This is a genomic window from Actinoplanes sp. NPDC049598 (assembly GCF_040675435.1).
Lineage (GTDB): Bacteria > Actinomycetota > Actinomycetes > Mycobacteriales > Micromonosporaceae > Actinoplanes.
Map to the genome: position 1 here is coordinate 396,971 of NZ_JBFAOX010000002.1, position 22,791 is coordinate 419,761.

A 22,791-nucleotide genomic window follows, 5' to 3' on the forward strand; every position below is an offset into this window, starting at 1 on the left:
CTGTGGACATGACTACTGAACCCCGCCTGGTCCTCGAACCGGAAGCGCAGCAGATCGCCGACTCCACGAGCAAGCCGCCGTTCCTCTACGAGCTCGGCCCCGACGGCGCCCGCAAGGTGCTCGACGACATCCAGGCCGCCCCGATCGACCTCCTGCCCGTCGACGAGCAGTCGTCTTCGTCGAGTACGACCGTTCGCCCGAGGCCCGGTTCCCGGTCGCCGTCGAGCAGGGCTACGCGACCGCCCGATGGATCGGACGGGAGGGCGCCGCCTACGGCCTGGACGCCTCGAAGCTCGCGGTCGCCGGTGACTCGGTCGGCGGCAACATGACCGCCGCCCTGGCCCTGACGGCCAAGGACCGCGGCGACGTCACCTTCCTCCACCAGTCGATGTACTACCCGGTGACCAGCGCCGCCCAGGACACCCCGTCCTTCACCGAGTACGCCGACGGGCCGTTCCTGACCGCCAAGGGCATGGCCTGGTTCTGGGACGCTTACACCACCGACCCGGCCCAGCGGGCGGACAAGTACGCCTCGCCGCTGAACGCCACGCTCGGCGAGCTGGCCGGGCTGCCGCCGGCCTTCGTCATCATGGACGAGGCCGACGTGCTGCGCGACGAGGGCGAGCTCTACGCGGGCAAGCTGCGCGAGGCCGTCAGCCGGCGGCGGGGGTCTGGGCCACTCCGTTGAAGTAGGTGCGGCCGCTCATCGTCATGGCCGGCTGGAACTCGGTCATCAGCCGCAGCCGGTTGGGCGAGTCGGCGAAGCGCGGGTCGAGCTGGAACTCGGCCGCCACCGACCACCAGGTGACCGGCACGATGCCGGCCATCGCCATGCGCTGGATCGCGGTGTCGTGCGCCTCCTTGCTCAGCGAGGCCGAGGCGTCCGCGACCACGTACGTCTCGTAGCCCGCCCGCACCGCGCCCAGCGCGGTCTGCAGCACGCAGCCGTCGGTGGCGATGCCGCCGATGAGCAGCCGCCGCCGGCCGGTCGCCTCGACCGCCGCCGCGAAGGCCGGGTCGAGGAACGAGTTGAACGCCGTCTTGCGCTCGATGACCGGCTGGTCGCCGAGCGCGGCCAGCAGCTCGGGGTAGAGCGGGCCGGACGGCTTGCCGCTCTCGCCGTTGGTGACGACCAGCCCGGCGCCGTAGAGCTTGGCCGTCTTGGCCAGCCCCACCGTGTTGTTCAGGTGCTCGCGCAGGTCATGCGAGCGGAGCAGGTTGGCGAAGCCGACGGCGTAGTCGACCAGGACGACGGTGCTGTTGGCCGGCGACAGCGGCTCGAGGTTCATGGAAACTCCCAACTAATGAACGCTTGGTCATTACATTAGCTCGCTAATGAACCGGCGTACAGTTGTGCCATGTCAACTGCCTCACAGCCGCGCCGCCGCACCCGGGACCCCGAGGCCAAGCAGGCCGCGATCCTGGCCGCGGCCCGCGCCGTCTTCGCCGAGCACGGCTTCGAGAAGGCCACGATCCGGGAGATCGCCCGGCGGGCCGGCGTGACCCACGGGCTGGTGATGCTGCACTTCGGCAGCAAGGAGCGGCTCTTCCTGGCCGCCGTGCCCGGGCCGCGCGACCTGGCCGAGGCCGTGGCCGGTGACGTCGACGGGCTGCCGGAGCGGATCGCCCGCTCGTACGTCGCCCGGATGGAGAGCGCCGACCGGGCCGACCCGTTCGTCGCCCTGGTCCGGGCCGCGGCGGCCGACCAGGAGGCCGCGAAGGCGTTGCTGCGGGCCATGCGGGAGGAGAGCGTCACCGCGTACCGCCAGGTCTTGACCGATCCTGGGGTGGACGAGCGCGTCGACCTGCTCGCCTCGCTGCTGATCGGGGTGACGATGAGCCGGTACGTGCTGGCCGACGGCCCGCTCGCCGTCATGCCGGCCGACCGTCTCGCCCGTTACCTCACGAATGCCCTGGGCGCGATCCTGCTCGGCTGAATCTCATCAGTCGAGTTACGGATGCCGTCGCGGCGCCGGCCCCGCAGGATCGGTGTGACGAGAAGTAACGACTGATTCACCTGGGGGAACAATGAGCAAGCCCACCATCGTGCTGGTGCACGGCGCGTTCGCCGAGTCGGCCAGCTGGAACGGCGTCGTGCAGGGCCTGCGGGCCGCCGGCTTCCCGGCCGTCGCCCTGGCCAACCCGCTGCGCGGCGTCGGCAGCGACGCCGCGTACCTCAAGGCCACGCTCGCCTCCATCACCGGCGACGTCGTGCTGGTCGGGCACTCCTACGGCGGCATGGTCATCACCAACGCCGCCGGCGGCAACCCCAACGTCAAGGCCCTGGTGTACGTGGGCGCGTTCGCCCCCGACGCCGGCGAGAGCGCCGGGGACCTGGCCGGGAAGTTCCCGGGCAGCTCGCTCGGCGACACGCTCAACCCGGTCCCGCTGCCCGGTGGCGGCGCCGACCTCTACATCAAGCAGGACCTCTACCACCACCAGTTCGCGGCCGACTCGCCGGCCGAGGACGCGGCGGTCTGGGCCGTGACCCAGCGGCCGATCACCGACGCCGCCCTGGGTGAGAAGTCGGCCGAGGCGGCCTGGAAGACCATCCCGTCCTGGTTCCTGTTCGGCAGCGACGACCTCAACATCCCGGTCGCCGCGCACCGCTTCATGGCCGAGCGGGCCGGCTCCAAGCGGACCGTCGAGCTGGCCGGCGGCTCGCACACCGTCGCCATCCCGGAGGCGGCCCAGCTGGTCGAGCTCATCAAGGAAGCCGCGGGCGAGTAGGACACCCGGGCGCGGCGGCGGAGCTCTTACAACGAGCCCGCCGCCGCGACCGCGATGTCGTGGTCCTGCCGCGGGGAGCCGCCGGCGGCGCCGAGGGCCCCGACGACCAGCCCGCCGGCGTCCTTGACCGGGATGCCTCCGGCGACGAAGACCAGTGGCAGCGTGGCCCCTGAGGCGATCGTGAACAGCGGCCCGCCCGGCTGGACCATCGCGACCAGATCCGCGGTGGCGGCCCCGAAGTGCACCGCCGTCCGCGCCTTGGCGACCGACGAGTCGAGAGCGGCCAGGGCCGCCCCGTCCATCCGGGTCAGCTGCACGAGATGACCGCCGCCGTCCAGGACGGCGAACACGTACGGGATGCCGGCCTCCTGCGCCCGCGCGACGGCCGCCTCGACGAGCGCCTGGGCGGTCGAGAGCGGCAGCGTGGTCGGCGAGATCTGCACCACTGCTTCGGTCACCGGGGAACCTCCGTCAACAAAACCCATCCGTCGATGCTGGCCGGGCATCCGCACCGGGGTATACGTAAAGCGACTGGCTGCAAGTGGGTTGCACCTCGGTGCGACCCCGCGACCACGGGCGGCCCCGGCCGATCGTGCCGGGCATGTCAGCTGAGCCGATCCTCCAGACCCGGGCCGGGCGGGCCACCGGCGCCGAGAAGGCCGCCTGGTGGCGCGATGCCGTGGTCTACCAGGTGTACCTGCGCTCGTTCGCCGACGGGAACGGCGACGGGATCGGCGACTTCGCCGGGCTGCGGTCGCGGCTGGGCTACCTGAAGTCGCTCGGCGTGGACGCCGTGTGGGTGACCCCGCACTACCCGTCGGGCGGGGCCGACGGCGGGTACGACGTCATCGACTACAAGGCCGTCGACCCGGTCTACGGCGACGTCGAACAGGTACGTGGCCTCGTCGAGGACGCGCACGGGCTCGGGCTCAAGGTGCTGCTCGACATCGTGCCCAACCACACCAGCGATCAGCACGCCTGGTTCCAGGAGGCGCTGCGCGACCCGGACGGCCCGGCGGCGGCGCGCTACCACTTCCGGCCCGCGAGCGAGGCGCCGCCGAACAACTGGCAGAGCATGTTCGGCGGGTCCGCGTGGTCGCGTACGCCCGACGGCCGTTGGTATCTGCACTTGTTCACGCCGCAGCAGCCGGACCTCAACTGGGACAACCCGGAGGTGGCGGCGGACTTCGACGACACGTTGCGGTTCTGGTACGACCTGGGGGTCGACGGGTTCCGCGTCGACGTCGCGTACGGGCTGTTCAAGGACCCGGAGTACCGCGACAACCCCGGCGTCTACTCCCCCACCCTGTTCGGGCACGGGCCGGAGCAGGTCATGACGACCAACCAGCCCCGGGTCCACGAGATCTGGCGGCGCTGGCGGGCGGTCGGCGACTCGTACGCCCAGGGGCGCATGCTGGTCGGCGAGGTCTCCCTCGCCGATCTGGAGCAGGTCGGTCTCTACGCGCGGCCGGACGAGCTGCAGCACGCCTTCCAGTTCCGGCTGCTCAAGAGCAAGTGGGACGCCACCGCGTTCGCCGACACCATGGCCGAGGCGCTCGAGGTGTTCGAGTCGGCCGGCGCGCCGGCGCCCTGGGTGCTGGGCAACCACGACAAGGCGCGGCAGGTCACCCGGTACGGCTCGCTGCGCCGGGCCCGGGCCGCGGCGCTGCTGATGCTCGCCCTGCCGGGCTCGGCCTACCTGTACGCGGGTGAGGAGCTCGGCCTGCCCGAGGCGCCGGTGCCGGACGCGGCCAAGCAGGACCCGATCTTCTTCCGGTCCGGTGGCACGCGGGCCGGGCGCGACGGCTGCCGGGTGCCGATGCCGTGGGACGACCACGACCCGCTCGTGGGCTTCTCCGCCGCGGGCAGCGCCGAGCCCTGGCTGCCGATCCCGGCCGACTGGCCCGGATACGCGGTCAACCGGCAGGCCGCCGATCCGGACTCCACGCTGTCGCTCTACCGGCAGGCGATCTCGATGCGGTCGCTCTACCCGGCGCTCGGCTCCGGGCTGGGCGCGGTCTCGCGGATCGGCGATGTCGTACGGATCGATCTGGTGGCCCGCGCCGGTGACCCCGACCCGGTCACGTGCTGGATCAACATGAGCTCCTCGACCGCGTACGTCCCCGCCCGACGACTGCTGCTGGCCTCGGACCGCGACGGGGTGACCGAGCGGGACGGAATCGTGTCGCTGCCCGCCGATACGGCGGTTTGGGTGACCCCGAACGCGACCGATCTGGGGTAGCGTCCTGACCCATGGCCCAGCGCAGCCTGCGGTTCGACGTGCCGGTCGGCCCCCAGGCACCCGGCGAGGCACGTCACCGCGTGGTGACGTGCCTGCGCGAGTGGGGCTTCGGCGGCAGCGGCTGGCTCGACTCGGTCGCGGTGGTCGTCAGCGAGGTCGTCACCAACGCGGTCCAGCACGGCGGCGACGGCCCGCTCATCGCGGTCGCCCTCGACGTGCAGGCGGCCCGGGTCGCGCTCTCGGTGGCCGACTCCTCGGCCGTGGCCCCCCGGCGGCGCGAGCCCGACGACCGCGGCGGGCGCGGGCTGCTGCTGCTCGACGCGCTGACCGACCGGTGGTACGTGGCCGACGACGGCGACGGCAAACGTGTGCACGTCGAGTTCCGCCGGGCCGAGGTCACCCCGGGGCAGGAGGAGGCGAAGTGAGAATCGCCCGGCGCCAGGACGGCGACGCGGTCCGGGTCACCCTCTCCGGCGAGCTCGACCTGGCCAGCAGCGACGAGGTCCGGGCGTACATCGAGGAGGCGCTGGCGGCCACCCGCCCGGCCCGCGTGCTGATCGACATGGACGAGGTCGCGTTCTGCGACTCGACCGGCATCGAGGCGCTGATCCGGGCCCGCGCCGCCGCGGTGGCCCAGGGCTCCCGGATCGAGCTGGTCAACGTCCACGGCATCGCCCGGACGACCCTCGAGATCACGGGCGTGCTCCCCCTGTTCTCATGAGGTTCCGGGTCCTGGCGGCCGTCGCCGTCGCGTACACGGCCGGCGCCCAGCTCGCGTTCCTCGTGTTCGACGCCCACTCGATCGTGGTGCTGTTCCTCCCCGCGGGGGTCACGCTGTCGGCGCTTCTGCTGCGCCCGCGCCGCGACTGGCCGTGGATCCTGCTCACCGTCGCGATTCTCGAGCTGCTCATCGACATGAGCCACGGGCTTGACGGGCTGTACGCGATGGGTTTCGCGGCCGCCAACACGATCGAGCCGCTCGTCGGCGCGTCCCTGCTGCGCCGGGCCGTCCCCGGCCGGGTCGACCTGGCCCAGCGCGCGCACCTGCTCGCCTTCCTCGCCTTCGGGGTGATCGCGGGCCCGGCCGTCGGGGCCGTCATCGGCGGCACCACCATCGCCCTCGATCAGGACCGTGGCTGGCTGGAGTCGTTCCTGCCGTTCTGGGCGGGCGACGCCACCGGCGCCCTCACCGTGGCCGGCACCGTCCTGGCCTGGCGCCGGCCACCCCTGACCCGCCTGGCGTCGGCGGTGACGGCCACCGTGGCCGTCACCGCGATCGGCTTCTGGCCCCAGCATCTCCCGCTGTTCTACCTGCCCCTGCCGCTGCTGTTCGGCCTCGCCTTCACCCAGCCGCCGGCCGTCACCATGGCCTCGGGCCTGGCCATGACCGTCACGGCCAACACCCTGACCGGCGCCGGCCACGGCCCGTGGGCCGCCCTCGACGGCCCGATCGAGCTGAAAACCGCCACCCTGCAACTGTTCCTGGCCGTGGCCGTCCTCGGCGCCTGCTTCCTCGCCGTCGGCGTGGCCGAACGCGACCGCGCGGTCAGCGCCGCCCACCAGCTCCAGCAGGCCCTGCTGCCCGAGGTCGGCCCGGACCGGCCCGGCATCCGGGTCAGCGCCGGCTACCGCCCGGCCGACCTGACCCACCACGTCGGCGGCGACTGGTACGACGTCTTCGCCGTGCCGGGCGACCGCATCGGCTTCGCCGTGGGCGACGTGGTCGGCCACAACCTGGCCGCCGCCGCGGCCATGGCCCGCCTCCAGTCCGCCCTGCGGATGCTCGCCCAGACCGCCCCCGACCCGGCCGCGGCCCTCACCGCGCTCGACCGAGCCGGCGCCGTCATCGAGGGCGCCCACATGTGCACAGTGGCCTACGCCGACTACCACCCGGCCACCCGCCACCTGCGGTACGCCTGCGCCGGCCACCCACCCCCGCTGCTGCTCACCGACACCGGCGGCGACTTCCTGTGGGCCGGCCGCTCCATGCCCCTGACGGTCGAGCCCGGCCCCCGCCCCCTGGCCGAACACACCATCCCACCCGGCGCCCACCTGATCCTCTACACCGACGGCCTCATCGAACGCCGCGGCGAAACCCTGCACACCAGCCTCGCCCGCCTGGCCACAACCGCCACGGCCATCACCCGCCGCTCCCACCCCGACCTGGCCCGGGCCCTGCTCGACCGAATCCCGCATGATGGCCCCGCCATAGACGACGCCGTCGTCCTCCAGGTAACTTTCGACAGCATTACCGAAGCCGTTCCAAATGGTCTTGCCAGCTAGCGATCTGCTATTTGCCTGCCTGCCACATGGCATGACGGACAATTAATCACTCACTTCTCGGCAGTAGCCCTTTCGGGCCGCCGTACCGCATTATGTGGGTGAGGAAGTGGCTCCGCCCGCCGACGGAGGGGCACCCGCCGAACAGATCACCTCCTCAGCGGACACTCGGCCGGGAGGTGCTCGTGATGGCGGAGCCTGCGAGACGGAACCGCTTCTCCTACTGGCTTGCCGGCACGCTCGTGGTGTCGGTGCTGACCCTGGTCGCCGGCGTCGGAACGGCCGCGATCCTGGGCGGGCAGGGCGCGGCCGAGGATTGGAGCCGGTGGGGCGACGTCGGCCAGAGCTTCGGGGTCCTCAGCGCGATGATCAGCAGTCTTGCCTTGATCGCGGTGGTGCTCAGCACCCGGGCCCAGAACCGCGAGATGCAGCGCAGCTCCGCCGCCAGCCTCAGCATGCTGCACCTGGAGATCATCAAGATGAGCATTCATGATGCGCAGCTGGCGGAAGTCTGGCCAGAATTCCGGCCGGGGCTCACCGAAGTGGAGAATCGCCAGTTCCTCTACGCCAATATCATCTACCAGTTCCAACTGACTTCGCTGCAACTTGCAAAAGCAACCGACGAAGAAGTCTTGCTTCACATGCGCTACTTATTCAGGAGTCCAGCGATCCGGGAATACTGGGAAGCCTCCGCCGGAGCGCGGAGCACACTCGTCCCAGGCAGTTCCGAGCATCGCTTCGCCAACAAGATCGACAAGCTGTGTCGAGACATGAACGCGGCGGTCGCCTCGACCGGCCGCAGCTCCGTGGAAAAACTTCGCAAGAACGCTCGCGGGGACTGTGACACTCCGTTGCACCGCCCGGGCAGCGTCGAGCCGACGAGGCCGCGACAGCAAGCCTGACCGGACATCGGAGCCAACTCTTAACCCGGACAGGTGAATCCGCCGCACATACTGTCCGCGCGACAGTTCGCCAGTTGCGCGAAGCTGGACACCGCGAACGGCTGACCGTACTATCCTGACACCGCAAACGGGGCATACCGACCCCAAGCGCAACAGGAGGGGCAGCCCAGTGAAAATCGTACGTCGACTCGGGTTGTCACCCCAGCAGCGCGGTTCCCTCGGAAATGCCACGTGCCCGGACATCTTCGAACTGTCCAATGGGGACTTCGCCGTGATCGGTACCGATATGACGCAGGACCTCGAGGGCGCGCTTCCCGCTGACGCCGGCCGGGCCGATTACGAGCGCATCGTCGTGGTCTCCCGGGCGACGCTCGTCGCGGCGCGCCGCGACATCCCCGAAGCCTGACCCGTTCTCCCGGGCCTCCCCACAGGGAACAGTGACGCACGTCATAGGCCGCGCCTCGCGTAGTGGTCAAGACTGATGCGTCATCGCGTTGGGCCTGCTCAGCCCGGGGGGAGCGTGTGCGGCAGAAGCGGTACGACAACGGGTGGGCCGCCGCATGACCGGCGCCCGGCTGATCAATCGCGCCGCTGAGCGGGCCGCGCTGGATGAGCTTGTGGCCGCGGTGCGGGCCGGGGAGAGCCGCGTGCTCGTGTTGCGGGGTGCGGCCGGCATCGGCAAGACGGCGATCCTGCAGTACGCCGACTCGGCGGCGGCCGGGTTCCGGGTGGTGCGGACGGTCGGGGTCGAGTCCGAGATGGAGCTGGCCTTCGCCGCGCTCCATCAGCTTGTTCTGCCGCTGCTGGACCGGCTGGCGTCGCTGGCCGCGCCGCGGCGGGAGGCGCTCGAGACCGTGTTCCGGCTGCGCGACGGGGCGCCGCCCGACCAGTTCCTGGTCGGGCTGGCCGTGCTGGATCTGCTGGCCGGCGCCTCCGAGAAGGAGCCGCTGCTCTGTGTGGTCGACGACGCCCAGTGGCTCGACCGGGCCTCGGCCCGGGTGCTCGGCTTCGTGGCCCGGCGGTTGCTGGCCGAGGCGATCGGGGTGCTCTTCTCCGCCCGGGAGCCGGGGCCGGAGCTGCGCGGGCTGCCCGAGCGGGAGGTCACCGCGCTGAGCGACGCCGACGCCCACGACCTGCTCGACTCGGTCACCCACGCGCCGCTGGACCCGGGCATCCGGGAGCGGATCGTGGCCGAGACGCACGGGAATCCGCTCGCCCTCCTCGAGTTGCCGCGGGGTGCGGCCACGGCCCGGCCGGACCTGCCCGATCCCGGCACGCTGCCCGGAAAGATCGAGGAAAGCTTCCTGGAACGGGTCCGGGCATTGCCCGCCGCGGCCCAGACACTGTTGCTGGTCGCGGCGGCCGAGCCGGTGGGCGACCCCGTTCTGGTGCGGGCCGCGGCGGCCCGGCTCGGCGTCGGTGTCGACACCGGCGACACGGACGGGCTGCTGACCGTCGACCACCGCGTGACGTTCCGGCATCCGCTGGTGCGCTCGGCCGTCTACCGGGCCGCCACCCCGGCCCAGCGCCGCGCCGCCCATCTCGCGCTGGCCGAGGTGACCGACGCCGGGACCGATCCGGATCGCCGGGCGTGGCATCGCGCCTCGGCCGCGGCCGGGCCCGACGAGGCCGTCGCGGTCGAGCTGGAGCATTCGGCCGGCCGGGCCCAGGCCCGCGGCGGGGTGGCCGCGGCGGCCGCCTTCCTCAAGCGGGCGGTGGCGTTGACCGCCGATCCGGCCCGCCGCACCGACCGGATGCTGGCCGCCGCCGAGGCCAGCTTCCAGGCCGGCGACCTCGACGACGTGTCCCGGATGCTGAACGCGGTGGCCGGCCGGCCGCTCGACGATCTGCAGCAGGGCCGGGCCGGTGTGCTGCGCGGGCAGGTCGCGCTGGCCACCGGCGACGGCGGCCACGGGACCGGGCTGACCATCGCGGCCGCCCGGAAGCTGGAGACGATCGCTCCGCGTCTCGCGCGTGAGACCTACCTGACCGCGTACGGCATGGCAGTCAGCGTCACCGATCCGGCCGCCCTCCTCACTGTCTCGCGGGCTGTCCGGCGGCTGGAGCCGCCGGACGAGCCGGGCCCGCTCGATCTTCTTCTCGACGGCTACACCTTGATGGTGACCGAGGGCCGGGCGGCGGCGGCCGAAACCCTGGGGCGGGCCGCGCTGGCCCTGGCCGACCTGCCCCCGGCCGACGTGCTGCGCTGGGGCTGGGTGGCGACCGGGGTCAACGCGGCCGTCTGGGACGACGAGGCCATGCGGGCGACATCGGCCCGGTGGATGCGGATCGTGCGGGACGCCCACGCGCTGCGGGAGCTGCCCTACCTGCTGACCGTCGTCGGCTATGCCAGCTCGTGGACGGGCGACTTCGAGGCGACGGCGGCCTTCATCGCGGAGGCCGACGCCGTCGCGGCGGCGAGCGGCATTCCCCTGCCGCCGTACGCGGAGTTGCGCCTGCTGTCGTTGCGGGGCCGGGAGGCCGAGACCGCCGCGCTCGTCGCGGCCACCGTCGAGAGCTCGGCCGCCGCCGGGCTGGGCATGGGCAACACGGCCGCGCAGTGGGCGGCCGCGGTCCTCTACAACGGACTGGCCCGCTACCCGGAGGCGATGCGGGCCGCGCAGTCGACCACGTACGTCATCGAGCCCGGCCTGTCCACGTGGCTGCTGCCGGAGCTGGTCGAGGCGGCCAGCCGGGCCGGGGAGGCGGAGGTGGGCCGGGCCGCGCTCGACCGGCTGATCGAGGCGACGCAGCCGTTCGGCACCGACTTCGCGGGTGGCGTCGAGGCGCGCAGCCGGGCCTTGATGGCCGACGGGGCCGAGGCCGAGCGGCTCTACCGGGAAGCGGTCGAGCGGCTCGGCCGGACCCGGCTGCGGACCGAGCTGGCCCGGGCCCACCTGGTGTTCGGCGAGTGGCTGCGCCGGCGCCGGCAACGCCTCGAGGCCCGGGAGCACCTGCGCACGGCGTACGACCTGTTCACGGCGATCGGCATGGAGGCGTTCGCCGAGCGCGCCCGTCGCGAGTTGCTGGCCACCGGGGAACCGGTCCGCCGGTCCGCGGCGGCGTCGGCCCGGGGCGGCGAGCTGACCGCCCAGGAACGGCAGATCGCGGTGTTGGTCCGCGACGGCTTCTCCAACCCTGAGGTCGGCGAGCGGCTGTTCCTGAGTCCCCGTACGGTCGAATGGCACCTCCGGAAGGTCTTCGCCAAGCTCGGCATCGAGTCCCGCCGCCAGCTGCGCGACGCGCTGCCCGCCGTCACCGGGTGAGCTGCTGGCCCCCGTCGACGTCGTAGGTGGCGCCGGTCAGCGCGTCGTTGGTCATCAGCTGGATGATGAGCGCGGCCACGTCCTCCGAGCCGACGACGCGGCCGATCGGCAGGGTCGCCCGCAGCTCGGCCCGGCGCGCCTCGAGCTGGTCGCCGAGCAGGCGGGCCGACAGGGGCGTGTCGACGAAGCCGGCGGCGACCGCGTTGACCCGGAGCGGCGCCAGTTCCAGGGCGGCGTTGGCGGTGATGGCCGACAGCGCGGCCGTTCCGATGGCGGCCAGGACCAGGCCTTTGCCGGGGCGGCGGGCTCCCGTACCGGTGATGAGGGTGAGGGAGCCGCCGGGCCGGACCCGGGCCGCGGTCTCGCGGGCCACCTGCAGGGCGCCGATCAGGTGCTGGTCGAGCTGCTCACGGGCCACGTCGAAGTCCATGTCGGCGATCGGCGCGTAGGCCGGGCCGGGCCCGCTGAGCAGCACGTGGTCGATCGGCGCGGGCAGCGTGTCGAAGAAGCCACCCAGCTCGGCCAGGTCGAGGCGGTACGCGGTCGCGCCGAGCTCGTCGGCGACCTCCTTGAGGCGGCCCTCGTCGCGGCCGGTGACCACGACGTTCGCGCCGCCCGCGCGGGCCTGGCGGGCGGTCTCCAGGCCGATGCCGGAGGTGCCACCGATGACGACGACGGTGCTCTGCTCGAGAGTGATCATTTCGCTTCTCCCTGAGAAAACGGCCTAGACGGCGCAAGCCTGCAGACGGGGGTTGGGTGCGAGGGGCTGCGGGGTGGTCCGGCGGCTGGGCACGAAGACGGCGGTGAGCACGGCGGCCGCGGCGGTCACCCCGGCCAGGACCAGCATCGCGAACCGGTAGTTGTCGGCCAGCGGCTGCGTGAGGTCGGTGGCGCCGCGGGCGCCGAGCAGCAGCGGCACGAGCGCGACGAGCACGACCCCGCCGACCCGGGACGCGGCGTCGTTGACGGCCGAGGCCTCGCCCAGATCGCTGTCGTCCACGGCGGCCAGCACACCCGCCGTCAGCGGCGCGACGGCCAGCCCGAGCCCGAGGCCGAACAACAGCGCGCCGGGCAGGATCGACTGGGCGTACGGCTGGCCCGGGCTCGCGCCCGAGAGCCACGCGAAGCCGGCCGCGACCACCAGGATGCCGCCGGCCATCGGCCAGCGCGTGCCGACCCGGGCCACCAGCCCACCGACGAACGGCGACACCGCCAGGAAGACGGCCGACTCGGGAATGAGCGCCGCCCCGGCCTCGGTCGCGCTGTAGCCCAGGCGCAGCTGGCACTGCAGGATCACCAGATAGCTGACCGCGGCCAGGGCGCCGTAGAAGAGCACGGTGGCCGCGTTGATGGCGTCGAACGGCCGCGACCGGAAGAGCTCGGGCCGCAGCATCGGCCGGCTCAGCCGCCGCTCGACCGGCACCAGCGCGGCCAGGCAGGCCAGCCCGAGGACGGCCGGGATCAGCACCGGCCCGCGGCCCCAGCCCGACTCCGCCCCCGCGGTCAGCGCGTAGATGAGGCCGCCGAGCCCGACCACGGCGAGCAGCGCGCCGGCCACGTCCACGCTCAGGGGGCGCCGCTCGGTGTCCACATCGGGCACGTATCGCAGCAGCACCAGCGCGGCCAGGATCAGCGGCACGTTGAGCAGGAAGACGTAGCGCCACGAGGCATGGTCGACGAGCCAGCCCCCGCCGTACGGGCCGAGGGTCGTGCCCAGCGTGGAGATGCCGGCCCAGATGCCGATGCCGCGGGCCCGGTCCGGCCCGCGCAGCGTGCCGTTGAGCAGCGACAGGCTGCTCGGCACGACCAGCGCCCCGCCCGCGCCCTGCACGACCCGGGCCGCGATCAGCGCCGCCACGTTGGGGGCGGCCGCGCAGGCGACCGAGGCGGCGAGCATCACCAGCAGCCCGGCCGCGAGCACCCGGCGGCGGCCGAAGTGGTCGGCCAGCGCCCCCGAGAGCAACAGCAGCGACGCCACGGTGACCAGATAGCCCGTCAGGACCCACTGCAGCTCGCTGACGCTCGCCTGCAGGTCGCGGCCGATCGCCGGGATGGCCACGTTGATCATGTACGCGTCGATGAAGCCCACGGCCGACGCCAGCACCGTCGCCGCGATCAGGGCCCGGCCCACCGGGCTGCGCAGCGCGATCACCGGGCCGCGGCCAGGATCACCGGGTCGCTGGGGTGCGGTGTCAGCGGCGTGACCTCGTCGGTGCGCCACGCCCGCAGCGGCATCGTGGCCAGCACGGCCTCCAACTCCTCGGCATCGGCCGCCGCGAACAGGCCGATCGAGCGCCACTCCCCCGGGGCCAGCGGCGGCCGCCACAGTCGCAGCACCCGCCCTTCGGCCGCGAGACGGGCGGTGTTGCGCGCCTCGCGGGCCCGCATGTCGTCCACCTCGTCCGGGGTCGTGCCGGCCGGCACCTGGGTGGTCATCGTGACCAAAAATTCCATGTCGCCCCCTCGTTCCGCCTTCACTCTGCGGCCGTCGAGGGGCCGTGGAACCCGTGGCACACCCTGGCCCGGGATCCCAGGGTGTCTCACTGGTGTCGCCCGGGGGTGGCGGGCGGGAGGCTCGGTGCATGACAGAGAAGCTCCTGAGCGGGTCGGTCGCGCTCGTCACGGGCGCCAGCAGCGGCATCGGGGCGGCCACGACGCGGCGCCTTGCTCAGGAAGGCACGGCGGTGGCGGCGGTCGCCCGCCGCCGCCACCGGCTCGACGGCGTCGTCCAGGACGTGATGGCGCTGGCCGGGCACGCGGTCGCGGTGGAGGCCGACCTGACCGACCCGGCCCAGGCCGAGCGGGCCGTGGACGACACGCTCGACCGGTTCGGCCGCCTCGACATCCTGGTCAACAACGCCGGCGTGATGCTGCTGGGCACGGCGCTGCACACCACCGTCGAGGAGTGGGACCGGATGGTCGCGCTCAACGTCTCGGCCCTGCTGCACGTCACCCACGCCGCGGTGCCGCACCTGATCGACGCCGCGGCCACCTCGCACCGCCAGGTGGCCGACATCGTCAACGTCAGCTCGACGGCGGGCCGGGTCGCCCGGCCCGGCAGCAGCGTCTACAACCTCACCAAGTTCGGCCTCAACGGCTTCACCGAGTCGCTGCGCCAGGAGCTGGCCGAGGAACGGGTGCGGGTCGGCGTGGTCGGGCCCGGCCCGGTCGTCACCGAGGGGGCGGCCGTGCGGCGGTCCGCCGGGAGCGAGCCGCTGCACGCCGAGGACATCGCGGACGCCATCGTCTACATCGTGACCCGTGAACGCCGGGTGGCCGTCAACGAGATGCTCGTCCGCGCGTCCGACCAGACCTGGTAGCACCACCATCGAGAGAGGCATCGGTTGTGACTGATTACGACGTCATCGTGGTCGGCGGCGGATCACCGGGCGAGCACTGCGCCGGGGCCGTCGCCGAGGGCGGGTTGCGGGTCGCGCTGGTCGAGCGGGAGCTGGTCGGGGGCGAGTGCTCCTACTACGCCTGCATCCCGTCCAAGACCCTGCTGCGCCCGGGCGAGGCGGTCCAGGCGGCCCGCGACGCCGAGGCCACCGCCGAGGTCGACGTGAAGCGGGCGCTGGCCTGGCGCGACTTCATGGTGTCGGACTACTCGGACGCGGGGCAGGAGCGGTGGCTGGCCTCGGCCGGGATCGCGCTGATCCGCGGCACGGCGCGGCTGGACGGTCCGGGAGCGGTGCTGGTCTCCGGCGTCCGCTACACGGCCGAGCACATCGTGCTGGCCAACGGGGCGTCGCCGATCATCCCGCCGATTCCGGGGCTCCGGGAGCTCGAGGGGGTCTGGACCAACCGTGAGGTCACGGGCATGAAGGAGGTGCCACGACGGCTCGTCATCCTCGGCGGCGGGCCCGTGGGGGTCGAGATGGCCCAGGCCGTACGCCGTCTCGGCGGCCAGGTCGTGCTGGTGGCCCCCGCGGATCGTGTTCTGCCGCGGGAGCCCGCCGAGCTCGGCTCCGCGCTGACCTCGGTGCTGCGGCGCGACGACATCTCCGTCGTGCTGGGAGCTCGCGCCGTGGGCGCCCGGCGGGACGGCCCGGACTATGTCCTGACCATGGACGACGGCCAGGAGCTGCGCGGCGACCGGCTGCTGGTGGCCACCGGGCGGGCGCCCCGGGTCGAGGACATCGGGCTGGACACCGTCGGCGTCGTCGCCGACCGCAGGGGCGTCCCGGTCGACGCGCGTCTGCGGGTCGCGCCCGGGCTGTGGGCCGTCGGGGACATCACCGGCCAGTGGATGCTGACCCACGTCGGGAAGTACCAGGGCGAGGTCGTGGCCGACAACATTCACGGCCGGCCGCGCCAGGTCGACTACACGGCCGTGCCGCGCGTGGTCTTCACCGATCCGCAGGCGGCCGCGGTCGGCGCCACCTCGGGCGCCCTGACCTCGACCGTAGCCCTCAAGGACGTGGCGAAGACGGCGGCCTACAACCGGCAGTACGCGGAGTCGAACGGGTTCCTCACCCTCTACAGCGACGGCGACGTGCTCACCGGCGCCTGCGCGCTCGGCCCCGAGGCCGGCGAGTGGCTTCAGCAGGCGACCCTGGCCATCCGGGCCAAGATCCCGCTTGCCGTGCTGCGGGACACGATCCAGCCGTTCCCCACCTTCTCGGAGATCTACGTGGCCGCGCTGCACGGCTTGCGCAAATGACCTGATCCGTTCACCGCCCGGTCACCGGTGGTTGGGCCCCCCGGGTGCTTGCGACCGGCAGTCTGGGCCGATGTTCGGCTTCGTTCTCGGCGCCCTGGCCGTCTCCTGGGGTGTGCTGGCGGCCTTCCTCGACCAGCCCGGCGCGGCCGGCCACCGGCGGGCCGGTCAGATGTGCACCGCCCTGCTGACCGCCTGCACCGCGGCGACCGCGGTCGGCGGCGTCGCCGCGCTGACCGGCGCGTGGTGACGCGGTAGGTTCGTCGCATGACGATGACGGTGGAACAGGCGTGGGAGCTCAGCCGGCCGGACTCCGGCCTGGCCGTGGTCGCCACCCTGCGGGCGGACCAGACGATCCAGAGCTCCCTGGTCAACACCGGCATCGTCCAGCGCGGCGGCCCGGTCCTGGCCTTCGTGACGTACGGCAAGGTCAAGTTGGCCAATCTCCGCGCCCGTCCCCAGCTGACGGCGACGTTCCGCAACGGCTGGCAGTGGGCCGCGGTCGAGGGCCGGGCCGAGCTGATCGGCCCCGGCGACACCGACCCGGAGACGCTGCGCCTGCTCCTCCGCGAGATCTTCTCCGCCGCCGGCGGCACCCACGACGACTGGGACGAGTACGACCGCGTGATGCGCGACCAGGGCCGCACGGCGGTCCTGATCGCCCCGGCCCGCGTCTACGCCAACTGAACCGCCACGGCTGACCCCAGGACCAGGGCCAGACCAGGGGCGGCGCGCGACCGGCACATCCGGCGCCGGCCCGGCAGCCACCGGCCACGTCACCTCTACCCATGGTCGCAAATCGATGCCTACGGGGCCGCCTCCGCGTGGCCTATCCTTCCCGGCATGGAGCAGAAGGCGATCATCTTCCACGGCACCGGCGGCAACCCGGGCGTCGCCTGGTACCCGTGGCTGGCCGCCCGCCTCACCGCCCGCGGCTACGCGGTGGAGGTCCCGCACTACCCCGGCCTCAACGTCGAGCCGATCGACGCCTTCCTCCCCCGCGTCCTGGCCGCGCACGAGTTCGACCCGCAAACAGTGCTGATCGGCCACTCCGGCGGCGCCGCCCTCCTGCTGGCGATCCTCGAGCGGGTGGCCGTCGACCAGGCCTTCCTCGTGGCCGGCTACTGCACGCAGCCCAACACTGAGGACGAGCCCGTGCTGCGCCCGTCGTACGACTGGGACGCCATCCGGGCCAACGTCCGGGATCCTTACTTCATCAATTCCGCCTCGGACCCGTACGGCTGTGACGCCACCCAGGGCCGGGCCATGTTCGACCGCGTCGGCGGCACCCAGATCGTCCGCAACGACGGCCACTTCGGCGACTACAACCAGACGTACGACGAGTTCCCCCTCCTCGACGGCCTGATCCGCCCTCAGCTGGCCGGCGGCGGGGTGGCGTCGGGCGGGACAATCGAATCAACGACGTGACATTCGACGCGGCCCTCTGGCGCCGTCAGGACATGCTCAGCGATCTGCGGGAGTGGATCGAGGCCCGGCCCGGCCTCGGGACCAGCGGCTACATCACCGATATCAACGACCCGGAGGCCGGCTCCACCGTGCTGGTGTGGCACGCGCCGCCCGACCACGTCCAGCGGCAGATGCTGGAGGGGTCACCGTCATCGGCGACCACATCCGGCCCCCGGCCGAGGGCGTCGCCGCCGCGGACGCCACCCTCGCCAAGGCTCTGAGCATCACCACCGGCGTCGCGGTGGCGATCGAACACCCGGGCTCGACACGGCCCTGGTGCTGCGCTCCGCCGTCACCGGTGGCCGCCGGCCGGCGTTCTTCACCGCTATCGGCATCTGTCTGGGCGCTCTCACCTGGGGCACGGCCGCCGTACCTCCCCAGACCGCCCGCGCCGCCCTGACCCGCGGCGCCCTCACCAACCTTCTGAACCCCAAGGTCGGCGCCTTCTACCTGGCTGTGCTCCCCCAGTTCATCCCCGACGGCACCTCCCACCTGGCCGCCGGCCTGCTGCTGGCCTCGGTCCACGTCGCCGAGAGCATGCTCTAATTCACCGCTCTGATCCACCGCGGCCACCCTCAGCCGCTTCCTGCGGACTCGCCGAGCCCAGCGCACGGCGGACGCCACCACCGGGACGGCTCTGATCGGCTTCGGCCTGAAACTGGGCCTCTCCCGGTGAGAGGGAACGAACGGACCCGTTTCAGCGTTCAGGTGAGCGATATGACAGTGCCCCGGCGGCGCCGAAGGGTGATGCTGGGGACAACCGACGAATGAGGTGTGCGCCATGGCCACGGAGAAGGCGATTCTTGCCGGCGGCTGTTTCTGGGGGATGCAGGATCTGATCCGCAAGCGCCCGGGGGTGATCTCGACGCGGGTCGGCTACACCGGCGGCGCCGTGCGGAACGCGACGTACTACAACCACGACGGGCACGCCGAGGCGATCGAGATCGAGTTCGACCCGTCGGTCACGTCGTACCGGGATCTGCTGGAGTTCTTCTTCCAGATCCACGACCCGACGACGCTCAACCGGCAGGGCAACGACGTCGGCACCAGTTACCGGTCGGCCATCTTCTACGAGACCGACGAGCAGAAGCGGGTCGCCGAGGACACGATCGCCGACGTCGAGGCGTCCGGGCTGTGGCCGGGCAAGGTGGTCACCGAGGTGACCGCGGCCGGCCCGTTCTGGGAGGCCGAGCCGGAGCACCAGGACTACCTGGAGCGCATCCCGAACGGCTACACCTGCCACTTCCCGCGCGCGGGCTGGGTGTTGCCAAGGCGCGCCAACGCCTGATCAGGGCGGGAAGTCAGCGCACTTCGTCGTTCGTGCGTCCGCTGAGGACCGACCGCGGGTGGTCCTCAGCGTCCCAGCCGTCGACGGCGAAGTCGTCCCGCTTGTGCAGCAGGAGCCATTCCTGCTTGCCGTTCTTCCCGGTCCGGGTGCGGACGAGCACGAACCGCCCGCGCAGCTTCTCGCCGTGCAGGTCCATGTGCAGCTCGCCGTCGGCGACCGCCCGCCCCGGATCCCCTTGCGGCTCGTACGTCCCGGCGTCCCACACGATGACGTCGCCCCCGCCGTACCGGCCGGGGGCGATCACTCCCTCGAAGTCGAAGTACGACAGCGCGTGGTCCTCGACCTGGAACGCCGCCCGCCGGACCTTCGCGTCGAGCGTCGGCCCCTTGGGCACCGCCCAGCTGGCCAGCACCCCGTCGATCTCCAGCCGGAAGTCGTAGTGCAGCCGCCGGGCCCGGTGCCGCTGCACCACGAAACGCAACCCCGTCACGGACCCATTCTGCCCCGGAATCGACGTTAGCCCCATGACGTATCATTGATTCATGCAGGCTATCGACGAGGCCCGGCGCCGGGGCGACGACTCGGCGGTGCGCGAGGCGCTGATCCAGGCGGCGGAGCGCCAACTGGCGGCCTCGGCCGACGGCGACATCGCGACGCGGGCCGTCTGCGAGGAGGTCGGCGTCACGCAGCCGGTGCTCTACCGGCTCTTCGGGGACAAGCGCGGGCTGCTCGACGCCGTGGCCGACGCCGGGTTCGAGCGGTACGCGCGGCGCAAGGCGGCGCTGGAGATCACCGACGATCCGGTCGCGGACATGTATGTGGGCTGGGACGACCACATGACGTTCGCGGCCGAGAATCCGGCGCTGTACCAGCTGATGTTCGCGCCGCGGGCGGGGGCGGCCTCGAGTGCGCACCGGCGGATCCTCGAGCTGCTCGAGGCGACGCTTGTGCGGACGGCAGCGGCCGGCGCGCTGACGACCACGCCGGAGCTGGCGGCCCAGCTGATCCTGCCGGCCAACATCGGGGTGGCGCTGAGCCGCATCGCCCAGCCGAGCCTCTTCGACGATCCTGGCCTGTCGCACCGGGCGCGGGATGCCGTGTTCGCCGCCGTGCTCACCGAGGCCCCGAAGACCCAGGGCCCGGATCCGGTACGGGCCCTGGCGCGCCAGTTGCGCTCGCAGCTGTCCCTGACCGGGACGGAGAAGCTCGAGCCGGCCGAGACGGCGTTGCTCGACCGGTGGCTCGAGCGGGTCGGCGAACCCTAGGCCGCCTTCCGCTGGGCCTTGCGGACGGCCTTCTCCAGTTCCGGCCGGCTCATCGTGGTCCGCTTCGGGATGTCCAGGTCGCGGGCCAGCTTGAGCAGGTCGCTCTTCGAGACCTCCTTGAGGTCGGCCGCCTTGGCCGGCTTCCCACTCTTGGCGGGCGGCTTGCGCTGGGGAGCGGCTTTCGGCGGTACGGAACCGGAAGCCGCCCGGCCCTTCTTGGCCGCCTCGACGCTGCGGCGCAGCGCCTCGAAGAGGTCGGTGGCGGCCGTCGGCTCGGGCGCCTCGGCGGCAGGCGTGATCTCCTTGCCGGCCTTCTTCTCGTCGATCAGCTTGTTCACGCGGTCGGTGTAGGTGTCCCGGAAGTCGGCGGGCCGCCACTTGCCGGCCATCGAGTCGATGAGCTGCTGGGCCATGTGCAGTTCGGCCGGCTTGGCGGCGTTGCGGCGGGGCAGCGAGTCGATCTGGTCCTTGGGGTCGCGCACCTCGTCGGCGAAGTACATCGTCTGCAGCACGAGCAGATCGCCGTCGGCGCGGATGGCGGCGAGATATTCCTTGCTGCGCATGACGAGCGTGCCGATCGCGGCCCGGCCCGAGTCGGCCATGGCGTCGCGCAACAGGCCGTAGACCTTCGCGGTGTCCTCGTTGCCGGGGCCGAGGAAGTACGTCTTGTCGTAGTAGAGCGGGTCGATGTCGTCCAGCTCGACGAAGCGGTCGATGTCGAGGCTGCGGGAGCGGCCGGGCGCGACCGAGTCGAGCTCCTCCTGGTCGAGCATGACGTAGTCGCCGCCGCCGACGTCGGCGCCCTTGACGATGTTGTCGTAGTCGACTTCCTTGCCGGTGCGCTCGTTCACCCGCTTGTAGCGGATGCGGTCGGCGGTGCCCTTCTCGAACTGGTGAAAACTGACCTCGTGCTCGTGGGTGGCGGAGAACATCGCCACCGGCACCGACACCAAGCCGAAGGTGATCGCCCCTGTCCAGATCGGTCGCGCCATACCCTGCCCGTACCCGCCGGTGGCCGGGTCGAATCTGTGAAGCGGCTATGAGTCGGCAAATCCTGCGCAAGTGGGCCTCTCCCCGGCCGATGGGCTCCCCGTGCGGGGCGAACGAGCGGCCCGCCGAACTCAGGAGAGTGCGGACATGACTGCGATCAGCGCCATCGGCTCTTACCCCTCTTACCCCTCTTACCCCTCGGCGCCGGCCCGGCCGGAGAGCGCCGCGCCGGCCGGCCCGCCGCCCGGCGGCCCCAAGGGCGAGAACTCGTTCGTCGCCGACCGGAGCAAGCTGAGCCAGGTCAGCGACCTGCTGCAGACCGACGAGGCCGAGGTGACCGAGCAGGCCACCAACGCGGCCACCCTGATCGGGATGTTCCAGAACAAGGGCGTCGACCTGCAGCAGCTGCGGGGCGTGCTCAGCAACGGCGACCTGCTGGACGTCTCGGCCTGAGCCGAGCCATAACTACTCCGGTGTAATTCCTGGTCAGGGGGTATCACCCGGGCGCGGGCGGGGTAGCCCGAACTGATGAAGATCGACGGCGAACTCGTCCGGCCGATGCTGGCCGCGCTCGGCCCGCTGCCGGCCGGGCCCGGGTGGGCGTTCGAGTTCAAGTACGACGGCGTCCGCGCGGTGACCTACGCCGACGGCGCCACCGTGCGGGCGCTGACCCGCAACGACAACGACGTCACGAGCACCTACCCCGAGCTGGCCGAGGTCGCCGCCCTGCTGCGCGGCCGCCCGGCGATCCTGGACGGCGAGATCGTCGCCCTGGAGGCCGGCGAGCGGCCGTCGTTCGCGCTGCTGCAGAACCGGATGCACGTGGCCGCTCCCCCGCCGTCGCTGCTGCGGGTCGTGCCGATCCGCTACTACGTCTTCGACGTGCTCGAGCTCGACGGCGAGAGCACGATCGACCTGCCCTACCGGCGCCGCCGGGAGCTGCTCGCCGGGCTGCGGCTCGACGGCGCCGTGGTGCGCACACCGGCCGGCTTCCCGGACGCCGACGGCGCCACCGTGCTCGACGCGGCCAAGCTCTCCGGCTTCGAGGGCGTGGTGGCCAAGCGGCAGGACGGCGTCTACCGGGCCGGGCGCCGCTCGGCCGAGTGGACCAAGGTGCCGCTGATCCGCACCCAGGAAGTGGTGATCATCGGCTACGAGCCCGGTGAGGGGCGGCGGGCGGGCACGATCGGCTCGCTTCTGCTCGCCGTCCCCGATCAGGATCAACAGCTGCGGTACGCGGGTCAGGTGGGCACCGGCTTCACGGACGCGATGCTCGACCACCTGCTCGCCCAACTCGAGCCCGACCGGCGCCCCACCGCGCCCGTCCCCGGTGTGCCCCGGGACCACGCCCGCCACGCCCGCTGGGTCGAGCCCACCCTGGTCGGCGAGGTCGCCTTCCGCAACTGGACCGTCGACGGCCGCCTCCGCCACGCCTCCTGGCGCGGGCTTCGCCCCGACCGCCGGCCCCTGATCCCGCCGCCGCGTCCGAAGCCGGCCACCCCGGCCCCGGAGGAGGTGACCGGCACGGTCATGACCGCGGATGCGGCCTGGCGCGTCGAGGCGGTGCGCCGGGACGGCCGCCAGTGGTACCGGATCGTGCACGGCGACAACGTCGTGGACGGCCTCTCCCTCGACGACGTCCAGCGCGTCCTCGAGAAGGCCGGCATCGACTTCGCCGACCTCACCGAGGCCGCCTGACCA

28 protein-coding genes and 1 pseudogene are annotated in these 22,791 nt (G+C 72.4%); 22 read left to right on the forward strand and 7 right to left on the reverse strand.

Annotation, left to right across the window (positions count from 1 at the left end; genetic code table 11):
• Window positions 1-8: 8 nt before the first annotated feature.
• Together AB0J66_RS07675 and AB0J66_RS07680 are read left to right on the forward strand one after the other, a co-directional pair.
• Complete coding sequence (locus AB0J66_RS07675; RefSeq protein WP_364656912.1) at window positions 9-329, forward strand: hypothetical protein; 321 nt, start codon at window positions 9-11, stop codon at window positions 327-329.
• Window positions 227-688, forward strand: a pseudogene (locus AB0J66_RS07680) (alpha/beta hydrolase fold domain-containing protein); the annotation flags it as partial. The gene AB0J66_RS07675 and the pseudogene AB0J66_RS07680, both read left to right, overlap by 103 nt.
• Here AB0J66_RS07680 and AB0J66_RS07685 read toward each other — a convergent pair.
• Window positions 654-1,289 (reverse strand): isochorismatase family protein, encoded by a 636-nt coding sequence (locus AB0J66_RS07685; RefSeq protein WP_364656915.1) that lies wholly within the window; start codon window positions 1,287-1,289, stop codon window positions 654-656. The pseudogene AB0J66_RS07680 and the gene AB0J66_RS07685 overlap by 35 nt on opposite strands.
• 69 nt (window positions 1,290-1,358) lie before the next feature.
• On the opposite strand from AB0J66_RS07685, the gene AB0J66_RS07690 reads away from it, so the two are divergent.
• Window positions 1,359-1,937 (forward strand): TetR family transcriptional regulator, encoded by a 579-nt coding sequence (locus tag AB0J66_RS07690; protein ID WP_364656917.1) that lies wholly within the window; start codon window positions 1,359-1,361, stop codon window positions 1,935-1,937.
• A gap of 91 nt (window positions 1,938-2,028) precedes the next feature.
• Window positions 2,029-2,730, forward strand: coding sequence for an alpha/beta hydrolase (locus AB0J66_RS07695; RefSeq protein ID WP_364656920.1), 702 nt, complete (start codon window positions 2,029-2,031; stop codon window positions 2,728-2,730).
• Window positions 2,731-2,756: 26 nt separating this feature from the next.
• Here AB0J66_RS07695 and AB0J66_RS07700 read toward each other — a convergent pair whose 3' ends face one another.
• The gene (locus AB0J66_RS07700) at window positions 2,757-3,188 is read right to left on the reverse strand and encodes a heme-binding protein (RefSeq protein WP_364656923.1); all 432 of its coding nucleotides are present in this window, start codon (window positions 3,186-3,188) and stop codon (window positions 2,757-2,759) included.
• A gap of 143 nt (window positions 3,189-3,331) precedes the next feature.
• On the opposite strand from AB0J66_RS07700, the gene AB0J66_RS07705 reads away from it, so the two are divergent.
• The 7 genes from AB0J66_RS07705 to AB0J66_RS07735 all read left to right on the forward strand — a co-directional run bounded on the left by AB0J66_RS07705 (window position 3,332) and on the right by AB0J66_RS07735 (window position 11,420).
• Window positions 3,332-4,972 (forward strand): glycoside hydrolase family 13 protein, encoded by a 1,641-nt coding sequence (locus AB0J66_RS07705; RefSeq protein WP_364656925.1) that lies wholly within the window; start codon window positions 3,332-3,334, stop codon window positions 4,970-4,972.
• 11 nt (window positions 4,973-4,983) lie between these two features.
• On the forward strand, window positions 4,984-5,397 hold the full coding sequence (locus AB0J66_RS07710; RefSeq protein WP_364656927.1) for an ATP-binding protein: 414 nt from the start codon (window positions 4,984-4,986) through the stop codon (window positions 5,395-5,397).
• Window positions 5,394-5,693, forward strand: a complete 300-nt coding sequence (locus AB0J66_RS07715; RefSeq protein WP_364656929.1) for an STAS domain-containing protein — start codon at window positions 5,394-5,396, stop codon at window positions 5,691-5,693. The genes AB0J66_RS07710 and AB0J66_RS07715 overlap by 4 nt, the downstream gene beginning before the upstream one ends.
• Window positions 5,690-7,255 carry a SpoIIE family protein phosphatase gene (locus tag AB0J66_RS07720; RefSeq protein ID WP_364656932.1) on the forward strand — a complete coding sequence of 522 codons (1,566 nt, stop codon included), beginning with the start codon at window positions 5,690-5,692 and terminating at the stop codon, window positions 7,253-7,255. The genes AB0J66_RS07715 and AB0J66_RS07720 overlap by 4 nt, the downstream gene beginning before the upstream one ends.
• Before the next feature lie 185 nt (window positions 7,256-7,440).
• Entirely contained in the window at window positions 7,441-8,154 is a 714-nt protein-coding gene (locus AB0J66_RS07725; RefSeq protein WP_364656934.1) for a DUF6082 family protein, read from the forward strand.
• A 271-nt stretch (window positions 8,155-8,425) separates the two neighbouring features.
• Window positions 8,426-8,560, forward strand: coding sequence for a hypothetical protein (locus tag AB0J66_RS07730; RefSeq protein WP_364656937.1), 135 nt, complete (start codon window positions 8,426-8,428; stop codon window positions 8,558-8,560).
• 154 nt (window positions 8,561-8,714) lie between these two features.
• On the forward strand, window positions 8,715-11,420 hold the full coding sequence (locus tag AB0J66_RS07735) for an AAA family ATPase (protein ID WP_364656939.1): 2,706 nt from the start codon (window positions 8,715-8,717) through the stop codon (window positions 11,418-11,420).
• Here AB0J66_RS07735 and AB0J66_RS07740 read toward each other — a convergent pair.
• The 3 genes from AB0J66_RS07740 to AB0J66_RS07750 are packed head-to-tail and all read right to left on the reverse strand — an operon-like array spanning window position 11,410 to window position 13,874.
• A complete protein-coding gene (locus AB0J66_RS07740; protein ID WP_364656941.1) occupies window positions 11,410-12,120 on the reverse strand; it encodes an SDR family oxidoreductase in 711 nt (236 codons plus the stop codon). The two genes, AB0J66_RS07735 and AB0J66_RS07740, sit on opposite strands and share 11 nt — an antisense overlap.
• 24 nt (window positions 12,121-12,144) lie before the next feature.
• Entirely contained in the window at window positions 12,145-13,572 is a 1,428-nt protein-coding gene (locus AB0J66_RS07745; protein ID WP_364656944.1) for a DHA2 family efflux MFS transporter permease subunit, read from the reverse strand.
• The gene (locus tag AB0J66_RS07750; RefSeq protein WP_364656946.1) at window positions 13,569-13,874 is read right to left on the reverse strand and encodes a muconolactone Delta-isomerase family protein; all 306 of its coding nucleotides are present in this window, start codon (window positions 13,872-13,874) and stop codon (window positions 13,569-13,571) included. Before AB0J66_RS07750 ends, AB0J66_RS07745 begins: the two co-directional genes overlap by 4 nt.
• A 128-nt stretch (window positions 13,875-14,002) precedes the next feature.
• On the opposite strand from AB0J66_RS07750, the gene AB0J66_RS07755 reads away from it, so the two are divergent.
• The 8 genes from AB0J66_RS07755 (at window position 14,003) to msrA (ending at window position 18,835) form a co-directional block, all read left to right on the forward strand.
• A complete protein-coding gene (locus tag AB0J66_RS07755; protein WP_364656949.1) occupies window positions 14,003-14,740 on the forward strand; it encodes an SDR family NAD(P)-dependent oxidoreductase in 738 nt (245 codons plus the stop codon).
• A gap of 26 nt (window positions 14,741-14,766) precedes the next feature.
• Window positions 14,767-16,083, forward strand: coding sequence for an NAD(P)/FAD-dependent oxidoreductase (locus AB0J66_RS07760; RefSeq protein WP_364656952.1), 1,317 nt, complete (start codon window positions 14,767-14,769; stop codon window positions 16,081-16,083).
• Window positions 16,084-16,153: 70 nt separating this feature from the next.
• Window positions 16,154-16,330, forward strand: coding sequence for a hypothetical protein (locus AB0J66_RS07765; RefSeq protein ID WP_364656955.1), 177 nt, complete (start codon window positions 16,154-16,156; stop codon window positions 16,328-16,330).
• Window positions 16,331-16,347: 17 nt separating this feature from the next.
• On the forward strand, window positions 16,348-16,767 hold the full coding sequence (locus tag AB0J66_RS07770; RefSeq protein WP_364656957.1) for a TIGR03618 family F420-dependent PPOX class oxidoreductase: 420 nt from the start codon (window positions 16,348-16,350) through the stop codon (window positions 16,765-16,767).
• Between the two features lie 156 nt (window positions 16,768-16,923).
• Window positions 16,924-17,508 (forward strand): alpha/beta fold hydrolase, encoded by a 585-nt coding sequence (locus AB0J66_RS07775; RefSeq protein ID WP_364656959.1) that lies wholly within the window; start codon window positions 16,924-16,926, stop codon window positions 17,506-17,508.
• On the forward strand, window positions 17,505-17,768 hold the full coding sequence (locus AB0J66_RS07780; protein WP_364656961.1) for a hypothetical protein: 264 nt from the start codon (window positions 17,505-17,507) through the stop codon (window positions 17,766-17,768). The genes AB0J66_RS07775 and AB0J66_RS07780 overlap by 4 nt, the downstream gene beginning before the upstream one ends.
• 55 nt (window positions 17,769-17,823) lie before the next feature.
• A complete protein-coding gene (locus AB0J66_RS07785; protein WP_364656963.1) occupies window positions 17,824-18,093 on the forward strand; it encodes a LysE family transporter in 270 nt (89 codons plus the stop codon).
• Between the two features lie 235 nt (window positions 18,094-18,328).
• The gene (gene msrA / locus AB0J66_RS07790; RefSeq protein WP_364656966.1) at window positions 18,329-18,835 is read left to right on the forward strand and encodes a peptide-methionine (S)-S-oxide reductase MsrA; all 507 of its coding nucleotides are present in this window, start codon (window positions 18,329-18,331) and stop codon (window positions 18,833-18,835) included.
• 13 nt (window positions 18,836-18,848) lie between these two features.
• Here msrA and AB0J66_RS07795 read toward each other — a convergent pair whose 3' ends face one another.
• A complete protein-coding gene (locus AB0J66_RS07795) occupies window positions 18,849-19,325 on the reverse strand; it encodes a DNA polymerase ligase N-terminal domain-containing protein (RefSeq protein ID WP_364656968.1) in 477 nt (158 codons plus the stop codon).
• Window positions 19,326-19,377: 52 nt separating this feature from the next.
• Between AB0J66_RS07795 and AB0J66_RS07800 the strand changes: the two genes are divergently transcribed.
• Window positions 19,378-20,100 (forward strand): TetR/AcrR family transcriptional regulator, encoded by a 723-nt coding sequence (locus tag AB0J66_RS07800; protein ID WP_364656971.1) that lies wholly within the window; start codon window positions 19,378-19,380, stop codon window positions 20,098-20,100.
• Here AB0J66_RS07800 and AB0J66_RS07805 read toward each other — a convergent pair.
• Window positions 20,097-21,092, reverse strand: coding sequence for a Ku protein (locus tag AB0J66_RS07805; protein WP_364656973.1), 996 nt, complete (start codon window positions 21,090-21,092; stop codon window positions 20,097-20,099). The genes AB0J66_RS07800 and AB0J66_RS07805 overlap by 4 nt on opposite strands.
• A gap of 145 nt (window positions 21,093-21,237) precedes the next feature.
• Here AB0J66_RS07805 and AB0J66_RS07810 point away from each other — a divergent pair, with 145 nt between their 5' ends.
• Both AB0J66_RS07810 and ligD read left to right on the forward strand, forming a co-directional pair.
• Entirely contained in the window at window positions 21,238-21,543 is a 306-nt protein-coding gene (locus AB0J66_RS07810) for a hypothetical protein (RefSeq protein WP_364656976.1), read from the forward strand.
• Between the two features lie 75 nt (window positions 21,544-21,618).
• On the forward strand, window positions 21,619-22,788 hold the full coding sequence (ligD, locus tag AB0J66_RS07815) for a non-homologous end-joining DNA ligase (RefSeq protein WP_364656979.1): 1,170 nt from the start codon (window positions 21,619-21,621) through the stop codon (window positions 22,786-22,788).
• The last annotated feature ends 3 nt before the right edge of the window (window positions 22,789-22,791 follow it).